At 65.8% G+C, this 13,501-nt stretch carries 13 protein-coding genes; 11 read left to right on the top strand and 2 right to left on the bottom strand.

The features are described from left to right. Positions 1–52: 52 nt before the first annotated feature. Entirely contained in the window at positions 53–445 is a 393-nt protein-coding gene (locus tag E5CHR_RS20815; protein WP_162581609.1) for an ester cyclase, read from the bottom strand. Between the two features lie 359 nt (positions 446–804). Here E5CHR_RS20815 and E5CHR_RS20810 point away from each other — a divergent pair, with 359 nt between their 5' ends. After that, positions 805–1,797 (top strand): tripartite tricarboxylate transporter substrate-binding protein, encoded by a 993-nt coding sequence (locus E5CHR_RS20810; RefSeq protein WP_162581608.1) that lies wholly within the window; start codon positions 805–807, stop codon positions 1,795–1,797. Between the two features lie 19 nt (positions 1,798–1,816). On the opposite strand, the gene E5CHR_RS20805 is transcribed toward E5CHR_RS20810, so the two are convergent. Next, positions 1,817–2,482, bottom strand: coding sequence for a glutathione S-transferase family protein (locus E5CHR_RS20805; protein ID WP_162581607.1), 666 nt, complete (start codon positions 2,480–2,482; stop codon positions 1,817–1,819). Between the two features lie 144 nt (positions 2,483–2,626). Between E5CHR_RS20805 and E5CHR_RS20800 the strand changes: the two genes are divergently transcribed. The 10 genes from E5CHR_RS20800 (at position 2,627) to E5CHR_RS20755 (ending at position 13,499) form a co-directional block, all read left to right on the top strand. Beyond that, a complete protein-coding gene (locus tag E5CHR_RS20800; protein WP_162581606.1) occupies positions 2,627–3,571 on the top strand; it encodes a LysR substrate-binding domain-containing protein in 945 nt (314 codons plus the stop codon). A gap of 87 nt (positions 3,572–3,658) precedes the next feature. Continuing rightward, positions 3,659–4,078 (top strand): VOC family protein, encoded by a 420-nt coding sequence (locus E5CHR_RS20795; protein ID WP_162581605.1) that lies wholly within the window; start codon positions 3,659–3,661, stop codon positions 4,076–4,078. 50 nt (positions 4,079–4,128) lie between these two features. After that, positions 4,129–5,010 (top strand): hydroxyacylglutathione hydrolase, encoded by an 882-nt coding sequence (gene gloB, locus E5CHR_RS20790; protein WP_162581604.1) that lies wholly within the window; start codon positions 4,129–4,131, stop codon positions 5,008–5,010. Positions 5,011–5,161: 151 nt separating this feature from the next. Continuing rightward, the gene (locus E5CHR_RS20785; protein ID WP_162581603.1) at positions 5,162–7,918 is read left to right on the top strand and encodes a LuxR C-terminal-related transcriptional regulator; all 2,757 of its coding nucleotides are present in this window, start codon (positions 5,162–5,164) and stop codon (positions 7,916–7,918) included. 108 nt (positions 7,919–8,026) lie between these two features. Continuing rightward, the gene (locus E5CHR_RS20780) at positions 8,027–8,809 is read left to right on the top strand and encodes an ABC transporter ATP-binding protein (RefSeq protein ID WP_162581602.1); all 783 of its coding nucleotides are present in this window, start codon (positions 8,027–8,029) and stop codon (positions 8,807–8,809) included. After that, the gene (locus E5CHR_RS20775; protein ID WP_162581601.1) at positions 8,802–9,527 is read left to right on the top strand and encodes an ABC transporter ATP-binding protein; all 726 of its coding nucleotides are present in this window, start codon (positions 8,802–8,804) and stop codon (positions 9,525–9,527) included. The genes E5CHR_RS20780 and E5CHR_RS20775 overlap by 8 nt, the downstream gene beginning before the upstream one ends. Before the next feature lie 20 nt (positions 9,528–9,547). Continuing rightward, positions 9,548–10,432, top strand: a complete 885-nt coding sequence (locus E5CHR_RS20770) for a branched-chain amino acid ABC transporter permease (protein WP_162581600.1) — start codon at positions 9,548–9,550, stop codon at positions 10,430–10,432. Positions 10,433–10,442: 10 nt separating this feature from the next. Then, on the top strand, positions 10,443–11,396 hold the full coding sequence (locus tag E5CHR_RS20765) for a branched-chain amino acid ABC transporter permease (RefSeq protein WP_162581599.1): 954 nt from the start codon (positions 10,443–10,445) through the stop codon (positions 11,394–11,396). 106 nt (positions 11,397–11,502) lie between these two features. Next, positions 11,503–12,717 carry an ABC transporter substrate-binding protein gene (locus tag E5CHR_RS20760; protein ID WP_162581598.1) on the top strand — a complete coding sequence of 405 codons (1,215 nt, stop codon included), beginning with the start codon at positions 11,503–11,505 and terminating at the stop codon, positions 12,715–12,717. Next, positions 12,696–13,499, top strand: coding sequence for an SDR family NAD(P)-dependent oxidoreductase (locus tag E5CHR_RS20755; protein ID WP_232062135.1), 804 nt, complete (start codon positions 12,696–12,698; stop codon positions 13,497–13,499). Before E5CHR_RS20760 ends, E5CHR_RS20755 begins: the two co-directional genes overlap by 22 nt. Positions 13,500–13,501: the final 2 nt, after the last annotated feature.

Raw genomic sequence — 13,501 nt, 5'->3', positions numbered from 1 at the left:
GGCGCACCGGCGACCTGCGTTAGCAAGAGCCGAGCTGCCGATGAGAGGTTGTTCAGTCCTCCAGCTGCGCCTCGATCGCAGACTTGTCGATGACAGACCTGACGTCTCTGATTTTTCCGTCGTCGAACCCATAGAAAACGTTCTCGCAGAACGTCACCCTTCGGCCATTGACGGCGACGCCCAGGAAGTCGCCTTTGGGTGTGACATCAAATCGTAGGCGGCACGCCACCCATGTTGCTTGCACTACCAGCAACTCGACCTTGAACCAGAGATCCGGTATCTGCTCACTATCGTTCTCGAGCATCGACCTATAGCCCCCGATTCCGAGCGGCCTCCCGTTGTGCTGAACTTCTTCGTGAACGAATTGGCCAAGGTTTTCCCAATCTCGCTCGTTGAGGCAGTCGATGTACTTGCGGTAAACAGCTTCAAGGTCAATAGCATTCACTGTGGTCTCCACTTGAATCGTTGAGCAATCGTCGCATGACTGGCGGCGCTTTTCTTTGGCTCGCCGTCAAACTGATTGCACGATCTCAAGTACCTGCGGCATGAGGAGCCGGATCACGTCCTGACCTTCGCTTCCGCATGACGAGGCGGTGAGTGGCGGGGGCGATGCCGGCTCTGCGACGGATTCTCAAGGGTGTTGACATCGGCTCTCTTGCAGCACATGAAACGCGCTGAGAGAGTTGCGTGCGATGACTTCCGCCTGGGCCTGACCCCAGCAGAGTCTGCGCAGGACGCTGTTCATCCTCGCGGGGATGGGCCTCGCCTGAACACCCGCCCCGGATGAACTTTCAAGGAGATGCTATGCAACTATGCCGTCGCGACTTCGTCGCTTCCACCTTCGCAGCCCTGGCCACTGCCCCCTTGCTTACCGGTCGCGCCCTTGCATCGGGATCGCTGGAAAGCACCTCGCTCGTTAATGGATTTTCGGCAGGTGGAACTGCGGACCTTATGTGCAGATGGGTCGCACCGAAGCTGGTGCCGGGCTTCGCAACGACGGCCATTACCGACAACCGCCCCGGCGCCGCCGGCCAGATCGCAGTGAGCTACGTCAAAGGCCGGCCGGCCGATGGCAAGTCAATCCTTGTGACGCCGACCTCGATGCTCACGATCTATCCTCACATCTACAGCAAGCTGGCCTATGACTGGCGCCAAGACCTGACCCCAGTGTCATTGGGGAGCGTGTTTCAGTACGGCCTCGCCGTGGGTCCTGGCGTTCCTCCGGAGATCAAAACGGTGGGCGACTTCCTGGCTTGGACCCGTAAGAGCGACAACAATGCCAACTACGGTAGCCCAGGCGCTGGCACCACGGCGCATTTCATCGGAACTCTCCTTGGCGAGGGAGCTGGAGTGAAGCTGCAGCACGTCGCTTACCGTGGCGGTCAGCTTGCGATGCTCGATCTCCTCGGTGGCAACGTCTCCAGCGTCATCGCACCGGTAGGAACCCTTCTGCAGCATGTGTCCGACCGCAAGGTGAGAGTATTGGCAGTGGCAGCGGCGCAGCGCAGCTCTTTCGCGCCCGGCGTCCCGACGTTCGCCGAGCAGGGCATTGCCGGGATGGAGCACGAGGAGTGGTTCGGCTTCTTCCTGCCCGCGAAGGCACCGCAGGAGCTCGTGCAACGGCTCAATGGCGAGTTGCGCAGCGCACTCAAAAGCCCCGACGTGGTCCGTGGCATCGGGGAGCAGGGATTGAAAGCGACCTCATCTTCTCCCGATGAGCTCGCCTCGATCTTGAACACCGACATGAACAAGTGGGGGCCCATCGTGCGAAAGATCGGCTTCCGCGCCGACAGCTGAAGCCGCGGGCGTACCGGAGTCAGCCCAGGCCGTCGGCGGGAACGTCCATGCTGATGCCTTCAGTCTCCATTGCCCGCACGGTTGCGGGCAGGATGGCCATCCTCTGCGTGAAATCCCATAGCTTCGGATAGTTTTGCGTACCGTGCGGCAGGCTCATGCCCCAGCGCGCCACAACGAAGAGCATGATGTCGGCCACCGTTACCTGCTCGCCGACCAGAAGGCCGGATTCCCGAACTTGCCCTGCAAAGTAAGCCAACAGTTCCGCCAGCCGATTCAGTGCCAGGCGCTTCGCCGCCTCCTGGCCCCGCGGCTCATCTACATAGCGCTCGGTCCTGCGATACATCTGGAACGCGTTATGTGCGGAGGTCACCATGCTCGACAGCAGTGTATGGACACGATCGCGCTCGATGTTCCCTGGCCTGGCTGCGAGTCCGGTGCCGGGAAAACGGTCTGCGATCCACAGGAGGACAGCGAGGCTTTCCGTGATAACCGTGCCGTCTTCGAGCTGCAGTGCAGGCACGGTTCCGAATGGATTGATGGCTCTATATGCCGCACCCATATTCTCTTCGCGTCCCAACAGAATGATGGATATCGGCGGCAGCTCGGGGGGCACCGAATCTCTCACGACTTCAAGGGCGATATGACTCGCGAGCGAGGCGGAGCCCGGGAGCGCGTACAACTTCATATGAACAGTCTTTCGGTGTGTCGATCAGATTCTAGGATCGCCCGCATCGCTCTGGAGGACCTTCACGACGAGCCATCGTCATGACGCTTGAGGAAATATCGTGTGCGAAGACTCTTGGCGCGCAAGTGACACAATGAATCGCGTATGAAAGATGGCAAATCAGTCAACAAGAGACGCCGGCTTTTGCTTGATGCATTGCACACCTTCGAGTCTGCGGCGCGCAACGGAAACTTCGCCGACGCGGCTGCGGAGATGAGCGTGACCGGCAGTGCTGTCAGTCACCAGATACGTCGTTTGGAAGAGCATTTGGGTCTGGCCCTGTTCGATCGGACCGGAAAGTACCCTGTGCTGACGCACGCAGGGCAGCAGCTCGCATGCAATCTGGAGCCGCTCTTTGGGCAGCTGCATGGCGCCGTGGACGACCTCAAGCGCTCAGCCCAGGTGCATCTGTCGGTCAGTGCAATGAGCGCGCTGGGAGCGAACTGGCTGGCGCGGCGGGCGATGGCATTTGCCAACCAGAACAAAGACCTGCAGCTCCGAATCTCGACGACGGACGAACTGGTTGACCTCTATGCCGGGAACATCGACGTCGGCATACGGTTCGGGGCAGGCGTGTACCCTGGCCTTGTTTCGGAACTGCTGACGACGACCGAGGCGTTTCCGGTTTGCAGCCCGTCCTTCCTGGCCGCCAACAGGGCGTTGCTTCGAGACCCCGAAAGCCTCGCCGGCTCGATCCTGATCAACGACGAAAGCTCCTCGAAGAATGCGGCGCTGCCGAGTTGGCGCGCATGGTTGCAGGCCGCTGGCGTCTCGTGCAGCGACCTGCGGTTCGCAATGACCTTCCAGGATCCACGGCTTGCACAAGAGGCTGCAGTAGCCGGTCATGGATTCTGCATGGGCATCTCCTGTCTGGTGTCGGATGACATTGCAGACGGAAAGCTCGTAGCGCCTTTTGACCTGAAGCTTGCCTCGCCGTTCTCCTTCTGGATCGTCAGTTCCGTGGCGAGGGCCGAGTCGCCCAAGGTGATTCGATTCAAGGAGTGGCTCAAGCGCCAAATGAGTCGGGAGCATAGCCTTCACGGGAGGTGAAGAATTCTCACGTCGGTAGCAATCGAGTCAATTGCGGCAAGTTTGGTCGAACCCTACCATCGCGGCTGCCTTACCTCAGGAACTGTTATGCCGCATGAACTTGTTGCTGCCATCGACCACGTAGGACTTCGCGTCACGAACAAGGAACGCGCACTGGCGTTCTACGAACGCCTTGGATTCAGGGCTGATCCCGACGAAGACGCGCCCGATGCCAAGGCGCTGGGACTGGTCAACAGTGCGGGCGCGCGCGTTCACCTGATCTACAACGCGGCGGCTGTTCACGAGGATGGGAACCTGCTGCTGGACCACCCCATCAAGTGGCCGGGGTACACCCATGCGGCTTTTGTCGTCGATGACATGGGGCTGCTGCTCGAGCGATTGCGGGACTGGGGCGTCGAAATCACCGAAGGACCCATGGTCGTGGGCAATGGCCGGCGCCGACTCTGCTTTGTTCGCGACCCGGATCGCAACGTCCTGGAGTTCAACGAAATTCTCGGGGAACACTGACGCGCCTGAGAGCGGTCAATCGCCTTCCTGTCACCGATTTCAGGAACTGCATGCCAATCAGCGTCTCGCCCGTACCGGCGCTTGCTGACAACTACATCTGGGTCATTGATGACGGGCGCGAGGCCGTTGTGGTGGACCCGGGGGAGGCGCCACCAGTGGTGGCGCACCTCCGCAGACGGGGGTTGAAGCTCTCAGCAGTACTTCTGACTCACCATCACTACGACCACGTGGGCGGCGTCGAGGCGTTGATCAGCGAGCAGGCGTTTTATTCAGGCAGCGGCGTGCCGCCAGTTTACGGGCCTGCGGGCAGCGGCATTGCCACCGTCACAAGTACGGTCGGGGAAGGCATGGTCATACGTGCCGCGCGAGGCGGCTCAATGGCGTTCTCGGTACTGGAGGTTCCGGGACACACGCTGGACCATGTGGTGTATCTTGCCCATCCGCTCCAGGGTGGCGATCCGGCGCGTCTCTTTTGCGGGGATACGCTTTTCTCCTGCGGTTGTGGTCGGGTGTTCGAGGGCACCCATGAACAAATGGTGGCTTCCCTTGCGAAACTGCGATCACTGCCGCCGCAGACCTTGGTCTACCCGGCCCATGAATACACGCTGCTGAACATCCTGTTCGCTCTCCAGGCGGATGTTGGCAATGAAGCATTGGCACTTTGGGCTGACGAGGCAGCTCGCTTGCGTCACGAGGGATTCGCCACACTTCCGACGACGATCGGCAAGGAGTCTGCTGTCAACCCATTCCTTCGCCTTGACGACGCCGATGTGAAGGTGCGGGCGAGGCAGTCCTTTGGCGCAGCCGGCGAGGACCCAGTGTCAGTGTTCGCGGCACTTCGCATGGCGCGCAACGTGTTCAAACCATCCGCAATGCCGCAGGGCACTGCCATCGCTGCGGGACGCACGAAGGCTGACAGCCAAGAGCGATAAACGATCAAGAATTTCTCAGACACGACTGGTGCTGCGTTGGCGCTGGTGTGCCGCTGGAAAGGAGGCTTGGGATCCGGACGCTGGTGCGGTCGGAAGAGGTGTTGTCGATAATGAACGGCACCCAGACGGCACCCACGGAGACAACAAGATCTTGGAGACCAGGCCTTCGGCGCCCACGCGGACCATCGCCGCCGCGAAGCTGCACCCGCGCCTCAGTTCGCCGCGCCCGGTGCCGCGCCTCCAGTTGCTCGAGCACCTGCACGCGGCCGACGACGCCTCGCTCGTGCTGGTGCATGGGCCGGCGGGCTTCGGCAAGACCACCGTGATGCTGCAGTACTTCGCGCAGCTGCAGCAGCGCGGTACCGCGACGGGCTGGGTCACGCTCGACCGCGCCGACAACGACCTCGGCCGCTTCCTCACCTACGTGGTCGAGGCCTTCCGGACGATCGACCCGACCATTACCTCCGCCATCGAGCAGGGTGGTGCCGACCTGGCCGGCGACACCGACGGCGCGGTGCTCGCGCTGGCCAGCCACCTGGCCGGATTCGGCGGCCACTTCACGCTGTTCATGGACGACTTCGAGCGCATCGAAAGCCCCGTGATCCTCGGCCTGGTGCGGCAACTGGTCGACTACCTGCCCGAGGGTGGCCAACTGGTGATCGGCTCTCGAACCGTGCCGGAGCTCGGACTGGGACGATTGCGCGCGCACGGCCGGCTGCACGAGATCAAGGCCGCCGCGCTGCGCTTCAGCGCACAGGAGACCGCGTCCTTCCTGCGCCACCAGCACGGCCTGGCCTTGCGCGACGACCACATCCATCGCCTGCAGCACCGCACCGAAGGCTGGCCCGCGGCGCTGTGGCTGGTGTCGCTGGCGCTGCGCGACCGCGGCGACCCGCAGGACTTCATCGACACCTTCGACGGCTCGGACGCGGCCATCACCGACTACCTGGCCGAGGACGTGCTCTCGCGCCAGCCCGAGGCGCTGCGCGACTTCCTGCTGCGCACCAGCGTGCTGCAGGACCTCGGCGCACCGCTGTGCGATCACCTGCTGAGCCGTGGCGACAGCCGCGAGATGCTGGCGCACATCGAGCGCGCGCACCTCTTCCTGGCCGCGCAGGACGCCGACCGGCAGTGGTTCCGCTACCACGCACTGTTCCGTGACTTCCTGCGCGCGCAGCTGGCGCAGGCCGCGGGTGCCGAGGTCGCGGGCCTGCACCGGCGCGCCGCCGACTGGTGGCTGTCGCAGGACCAGCCCACGCGCGCCATCGAACATGCGCTGCAGGCAGAAGACTCCGATTTCCTCATCGGCCTGCTGTCCAGCCATGCGGGCGACCTGCTCTGGCAGGGCCGCGCGCGCACGCTGGCGCGCTGGCACGGCGCTGCCCGGCTCGGCGACCGACTGGCGCGGTACCCGGCGCTGGCGCTCGTCTTCGCCTGGGCACTGACGCTCACACGGCACTATGACGAGAGCATGAAGCTGCTCGATGCGCTGCGCGCCGCGCGTACCCACGACACGGCGCCCGGCGAAGGGCTCGGCATCGCGGCCGATGTGCAGCGTGCCTTCATCCTCGCGATGACCGACCGCGTGAGGGAATCCCTGGGGCAGTGGCAGGCCTGCCTGCCGCACGTCACGCCGACCGGGCAGCCCTTTGCCTTTGCCATGCTCGGCGCTTCGTATGGCTATTGCCTGGTGGCCGAGAGCCGCTTCGACGAAGCGCGCCACTTCCTCGAACAGGCCCGGCGGCGCGTGATGGAGATCGGCAAGTCCTTCATCGCACCGATGGCGCTATGCCTGCAGGGCGCCATCGATCTGGCGCAGGGGCGCCTCGAGAACGCCACCACGAGCTTTCGCGCCGCGCTCGCCGGCGGCGGCGACACGAATTCGCTGCCGCACGCCGCCAGCAATACCGTGGCCGCCGCGTTCCTGGCCGAGGCGCTGTACGAAGCCGACCGGCTGGACGAAGCCGGCAAGCTGCTCAACGTCTACCTGCCGCTGCTGAAGGAAGTGGCCGCGCCCGACCAGCTCATCACAAGTTACGTCGTTCTGGTGCGCATCGCCGCGGCGCGTGCGGACCTCGATCGCGCGGCCGACCTGCTGGGCGAGATGGAGGTGACCGGCCACCAGTACGCGCTGCCGCGCATGGTTGCCACGGCGCGCCTGGAGCGCGCCCGGCTGGCGCTGCTGGCCGGCCAGCGGGATGCCGCGGCCGAGCAACTGGCGAGCGCGGGCGACGCCGGCACGTGGCAGGCGTTCGAGGGTCTGGTCACACATGCCAACGACGGCGAGGCGCCATTCATCGCGAACTTCCGGCTGCACATCCGCAGCGGGCGCAGCGCGGCGGTGATCGCGCCGCTCAAGCTGGCCGTCAAGGCAGCCGAGGCGCTGCGCCGCCACCGCCGGGCCCTCAAGCTCAACATCCTGCTCGCGGAGGCCCAATGCAACGCAGGCCAGCAAGGGCTGGGCATGCGACGCCTGCGCGATGCGTTGCAGTTCGCGGCCACCGAAGGTTTCGTGCGCACCTTCATTGACGAAGGGGCTCCGCTGGCGCGCTGGGTGGCCGAACTTCGGGCCACCGTCCTCGAGTCGCACGGCGACAGCGCCTCGACGCGGGCGCTGGCCGCATTCATGGACACCGTGCTCGGCCCGCAGGCCTTGGTAGCCGCACCCGCGCCGGAGCCTCTCGAAGCCGCGGCCACCGAGCCGCCATCGGCCGGGCCGCTGTCCGAGCGCGAGCTGCAGGTGCTGCGCCTGCTGGCGGGTGGGCATCGCAACCGCACCATTGCGGACCGCCTGTTCGTTTCCGAGACCACCGTCAAGGCGCACCTGCGCAGCATCAACGTCAAGCTGGGCACGCAAAGCCGCACGCATGCGGTCGCGGTAGGACGCCAGCGCGGCCTAATGAGCTGAGAAGATGTGAACCGCCCAGCCCCGGGGAAACCCGGGTGCCCGAATCGTCCTTTCGAACGAGGGCGCAGCGGGGTCGCGCCGTGAACATCCGCGCACTACGAAAACGCGATGCGCACCTCCGACTACATCCTCGAAACCCTGGGCCTGGTGAAGGAATTCCGCGGCTTCGTCGCGGTCGACCATGTCGACCTGCGGGTGCGGCGCGGACAGATCCACGCACTGATCGGACCCAACGGAGCGGGCAAGACCACGGTCTTCAACCTGTTGACCAAGTTCCTGTCGCCCACGCGCGGCAGCATCACCTTCGACGGACGGCCGATCACGGCGGACAGCCCCGCGGAGGTGGCGCGCAAGGGCATGGTCCGTTCGTTCCAGATTTCGGCGGTGTTTCCCCATCTCACCGTCCTGGAGAACGTGCGCGTCGCGCTTCAGCGCAAGCTGGGCACGTCTTTTCATTTCTGGCGCAGCGAGCGATCGTTGTCGGGCCTGCACGTCCGGGCCATGGACCTGCTCGGCTTCGTCGACCTGCAGGAGTTCGCCGAACACGCGGCCGGCGAGCTGCCTTACGGCCGCAAGCGTGCGCTCGAGATCGCAACCACGCTGGCCGCCGACCCGCAATTGCTGCTGCTCGACGAGCCCACCCAGGGCATGGGCCACGAGGACATCGACCGCGTCACTGCGCTGATCCGCAAGGTGGCGGCTGACCGCACCGTGCTGATGGTGGAGCACAACATGGGCGTGATCGAGCGCCTGGCGCATACCGTGAGCGTGCTGCAACGTGGCCGCGTCATCGCCGAAGGCTCGTATGCCGAGGTGTCGAGCCACCCGCAGGTGCTCGAGGCCTACATGGGCAGCGAAGACACCACGCTCGGGGAGGCTGCGCATGCATGACACGCCGCGGGACGCAGCGGTGCCGATGCTCGTCATCGAGGGCCTGCACGCCTTCTACGGCGAATCCCACATCCTTCACGGCGTGGACTTCCATGTCCGGCGCGGCGAGGTCGTGACCGTGCTCGGGCGCAACGGCGCCGGCCGCACGACCATGCTCAAGGCCATCATGGGCCTCACGGGGCGGGCGAGCGGGTCGATTCGTCTGGACGGCGCCGAGCTGGTGGGCCTGGCGCCGCATCACGTCGCGCGGCGCGGCATCGGCTACTGCCCCGAGGAGCGCGGCATCTTCGCCAGCCTCACCTGCGAGGAGAACCTGCTGCTGCCGCCGGCCATCGCCGAGGGCGGCATGGGGCTGGACGAGATCTACGCGCTGTTCCCCAACCTGCGGGAGCGCCGCACGAGCCCCGGCACGCGGCTGTCCGGCGGCGAGCAGCAGATGCTGGCGCTCGCGCGCATCCTGCGCACCGGCGCCCGGCTGCTGCTGCTCGACGAGACCTCCGAGGGGCTGGCGCCGGTGATCGTCAAGGCCATTGCCGGGGTGATCCGCCAGCTGCGCGCGCGGGGCTTCACAGTGGTCATGGTGGAGCAGAACTTCAGGTTCGCCGCCCCGCTGGCCGACCGCTTCTACGTGATGGAGGGCGGCCGGATGGTCGAGACCTTCCCCACCTGCGAACTGGCACAGCGCATGGGCATGCTGCACGGCTGCCTCGGCGTCTGACAGCGGGAGCGACACGCACCATGGACATCTTCGGCGTCCCCCCGCAGGCCCTGTTCGGGCAGCTGCTCATCGGGCTCATCAACGGCTCCTTCTACGCCTTGCTCTCGCTGGGCCTGGCCATCATCTTCGGGCTGCTGCGCGTGATCAACTTCGCGCATGGCGCGCAGTACATGTTCGGCGCCTTCATGGCCTACCTGCTGCTGAGCAAGGCCGGCCTGGGCTACTGGTGGGCGCTGCTGATCGCACCGGTCGTGGTCGGCACGGTGGGCGTGCTGATCGAGCGTTTCATGCTATCCAAGCTGTACCGCATCGACCACCTCTACAGCCTGATGCTGACTTTCGGGCTCGGCCTCATCGTGCAGGGCGTGTTCCTGAGCGGCTACGGTTCGTCGGGGCTGCCGTACCCGATCCCGGCGGAGCTGGCGGGCGGGCGCAACCTCGGCTTCATGTTCCTGCCGCACTACCGCGTGTGGGTGATCGTGGCGTCGGTCGCCACCTGCCTGGCCGCGTGGTTCCTGATCGAGCGGACGCGACTGGGTGGCACCCTGCGCGCGGCGACCGAGAACCCGGCGCTGGTACAGGCCTTCGGCATCAACGTGCCGCGCATGCTGACGCTGACCTACGGCGCAGGCGTCGGGCTGGCCGCGCTGGCGGGCGTGATGGCGGCACCCATCTACCAGGTCAGCCCGCTCATGGGCACTGAAATGATCATCGTGGTGTTCGCGGTCGTGGTGATTGGCGGCATGGGCTCGATCATGGGCTCGATCCTCGCGGGATTCGGGCTCGGCCTGGTCGAGGGGCTGACCAAGGTGTTTTACCCCGAGGCCGCCAGCACGGTCGTGTTCGTGATGATGGCGCTCGTCATCCTCGTCAAGCCGAACGGCCTGTTCGGCGCCCAGCATTAGGCCGGCAGCCATGACATCTCACATTTCCGCCAAGACGGGTGCGCAGCGCACTCAGCGCATTGTCTTTGCCGCGCTGTTCCTGTTCTTCTGCATCGCGCCCTTCTTCGTCTACCCGGTGTACCTGATGAAGGTGATGTGCTTCGCGCTCTTCGCCTGCGCCTTCAACCTGCTGATCGGCTTCTGCGGGCTGCTGTCCTTCGGGCATGCGATGTTCCTGGGGGTGGCCGGCTACGCGGCCGCGCATGCCGCCAAGGCCTGGGGCGCCACGCCGGAGCTGGCGGTGCTGTTCGGCATCGTGTGTGCCGCCGCGCTCGGCCTGGTGAGCGGGCTGCTCGCGATCCGGCGCCAGGGCATCTACTTCGCGATGATCACGCTGGCCGCCGCTCAGATGGTGTACTTCGTCTTCCTGCAGGCACCATTCACTGGTGGCGAGAACGGCCTGCAGGCGGTGCCGCGCGGACGGCTCTTCGGGCTCTTCGACCTGAACGGCCAGGCGGCGATGTACCTGTTCGTGCTGGCGATTTTTTCAGGCGGCTTCCTGCTGGTGTGGCGCATCGTGCATTCGCCCTTCGGCCAGGTGCTGAAGGCGATCCGCGAGAACGAGCCGCGCGCGATTTCGCTGGGCTACCAGGTCGACCGCTACAAGCTGCTGGCCTTCGTGCTCTCGGCGGCGCTGGCCGGCGCGGCGGGCGCGACCAAGACGCTGGTGTTCCAGCTGGCCGCACTGCCCGACGCGCACTGGAGCATGTCGGGCGAGGTGGTGCTCATGACGCTGTTGGGTGGGTTGGGCACGCTGCTGGGCCCCGTGGTCGGCGCAGGCGTCGTCGTGATGATCCACCACTACCTCGCGCACCTCGACGCCTGGGTGATGGTGATCCAGGGCGTGATCTTCGCGGTCTGCGTGCTGGCCTTCCGGCGCGGGCTGGTCGGCGAGCTGGCGCACCGGCTGCGCAAGCCGCTGTAGGCAAGAGCTCCGCAAAACTGTCCGTTCGAACGAGGACCCCGCGCCGCCTGCCATCTGATCATTCCGTCCAGCATTCGACAACCACCAAAGATCGAGGAGACAACACATGCGAATTGCAAGAACCTGCGTGCAACTGGCGGCCGCCGCAGCCATGCTGGGCACCGGCCTGGGCGCCCGCGCGGCCGACGAGGGCCCCGTGAAGATCGGCGTCCTCACCGACATGACCGGCTTTCTCTCGCAGGCCCTGGGCCCCGGCTCGGTCGACGGCGCCCGCATGGCGATCGAGGACTTCGGCGGGCAGGTCCTCGGCAAGAAAATCGAACTGGTCCACGCCGACCACCAGAACAAGCCCGACGTCGGCCTGGCCACCGCGCGCAAATGGCTGGAGAGCGACAACGTCGACGCGATCGCCGACATCGGCAATTCTGCCGTCGGCATGGGCGTACAGGAACTCGCGCGCAGCAAGAAGAAGCTGGTGTTCTTCGCCGGCGCCTCGAGCTCGGCCTTCACCGGCGCGGCCTGCTCGCCCTACGGCACGCAGTGGAGCCACGACAGCTACATGTTCGCCAACGCGCTGCCGGCGCGCCTCACGCAGAAGGGCGACAAGAACTGGTACGTGCTCGCGGCCGACTTCGCCTTCGGTCAGGCCCTGGCCGCCGACACCACGAAGTCGGTGACCGGTGCCGGCGGCAAGGTCGTCGGCTCGGTCCGCCATCCGCCCAACACCAGCGATTTCTCGTCCTTCCTGCTGCAGGCCTCCGCCTCGAAGGCGAACGCGGTGGCCCTGGCCAACGCGACCACCGACACCACCAACGCCATCAAGCAGTGGAACGAGTTCCAGATGGGCGGCAAGGGGCAGAAGCTGGTGGCGCTCGCGCTGTTGCTGAGCGACGTGAAGGCGCTGGGGCTGCCGGTGGCGCAGGGCACCGTGTTCTCGACCGTCTTCTACTGGGACCTGGACGACAAGACCCGCGCCTTCGCGAAGCGCTTCGAGGCGCGCAACAAGTTCATGCCGACCGAGGCGCACGCCGGCACCTACAGCGCGGTCTACCACTACCTGCAGGCCGTGAAGGCCGCCGGTACCAAGGACCCGGACGTGGTGCGCGCAAAGATGCGCGAACTTCCGGTGAACGACTTCTATTCGGACAACGTGAAGATCCGCGCCGACGGCCGTGTGATGCGCAAGTCGTACATCGCGCAGGTCAAGGCACCGGCCGAGTCGAAGGGGCCATGGGACCTGTACAACATCCTCGAAACCATTCCGCCGGAACAGAGCTGGCGCCCGGTGGCCGAGTCCGAATGCCCGCTGCTCAAGCCATGAGCGGCACCCGGCAGATGCGGCCCGGCACCGACACGAAGAAGGTGGCGCTCGTCACTGGCGCCGGTTCGGGAATCGGGCGTGCCACTGCGCTGCAGCTCGCGGCCGAGGGGATGCGCGTGGTCGCGGCCGACATCGACGGGCCCGCTGCGGCGGACACTGCGCGCCAGATCGAAGAAGCGGGCGGCGAGGCCCTCGCGGTGCGCACCGACGTGGCGCAGGATGCCGATTGCGAGGCCCTGGTGGCCCGCACGCTGGCGCACTTCGGCCGGCTGGACGTCGCGTTCAACAACGCGGGCATCGCAGGCTATCCGCTGCTCACCGTCGAGCACAGCCCGGCCCAGTGGCAGCGCGTGATCGACATCAACCTGACGGGCGTCTTCAACTGCCTGCGCCACGAGATCCCGGCGCTCAAGCGCTCGGGCGGTGGCGCCATCGTCAACACCGCTTCCATCATGGGTTTGCAGGGCGCGGTCGGCGGCTCGGCCTACTGCGCCGCCAAGCATGGCGTGATCGGGCTGACGAAGTCGGCCGCGCTCGAATGCGGGCGCGACGGCATCCGCGTCAATGCGGTGTGCCCCGGCTTCATCGACACGCCGATGACCCTGGGCGCCGAATCCATCTTCCCCGCCCGCATGCTGCAGGCAGGGGTGCAGCGCGCGGCGCTTCGCCGCCTGGCCGAGGCCCGCGAGGTGGCGGAGATGGTGGCGTGGCTGTGCTCGCCGCGGGCGTCGTATGTCACCGGTTCCAGCTTCACGGTCGACGGCGGCGTGACCGCGGGCTGAAT

Source organism: Variovorax sp. PBS-H4, assembly GCF_901827205.1.
GTDB lineage: Bacteria > Pseudomonadota > Gammaproteobacteria > Burkholderiales > Burkholderiaceae_C > Variovorax.
Note: the sequence above shows the minus strand (reverse complement) of the source record. Positions and strands in the feature narration are given on the sequence as shown.

Bases quoted from the DNA above. Each gene is read 5' to 3' on its own strand.
- gloB (WP_162581604.1), top strand. From the start codon at position 4,129: ATGCCAATCAGCGTCTCGCCCGTACCGGCGCTTGCTGACAACTACATC.
- E5CHR_RS20810 (WP_162581608.1), top strand. From the start codon at position 805: ATGCAACTATGCCGTCGCGACTTCGTCGCTTCCACCTTCGCAGCCCTG.
- E5CHR_RS20765 (WP_162581599.1), top strand. From the start codon at position 10,443: ATGACATCTCACATTTCCGCCAAGACGGGTGCGCAGCGCACTCAGCGC.
- E5CHR_RS20780 (WP_162581602.1), top strand. From the start codon at position 8,027: ATGCGCACCTCCGACTACATCCTCGAAACCCTGGGCCTGGTGAAGGAA.
- E5CHR_RS20795 (WP_162581605.1), top strand. From the start codon at position 3,659: ATGCCGCATGAACTTGTTGCTGCCATCGACCACGTAGGACTTCGCGTC.
- E5CHR_RS20775 (WP_162581601.1), top strand. From the start codon at position 8,802: ATGCATGACACGCCGCGGGACGCAGCGGTGCCGATGCTCGTCATCGAG.
- E5CHR_RS20755 (WP_232062135.1), top strand. From the start codon at position 12,696: ATGCCCGCTGCTCAAGCCATGAGCGGCACCCGGCAGATGCGGCCCGGC.
- E5CHR_RS20770 (WP_162581600.1), top strand. From the start codon at position 9,548: ATGGACATCTTCGGCGTCCCCCCGCAGGCCCTGTTCGGGCAGCTGCTC.
- E5CHR_RS20800 (WP_162581606.1), top strand. From the start codon at position 2,627: ATGAAAGATGGCAAATCAGTCAACAAGAGACGCCGGCTTTTGCTTGAT.
- E5CHR_RS20760 (WP_162581598.1), top strand. From the start codon at position 11,503: ATGCGAATTGCAAGAACCTGCGTGCAACTGGCGGCCGCCGCAGCCATG.
- E5CHR_RS20805 (WP_162581607.1), bottom strand. From the start codon at position 2,482: ATGAAGTTGTACGCGCTCCCGGGCTCCGCCTCGCTCGCGAGTCATATC.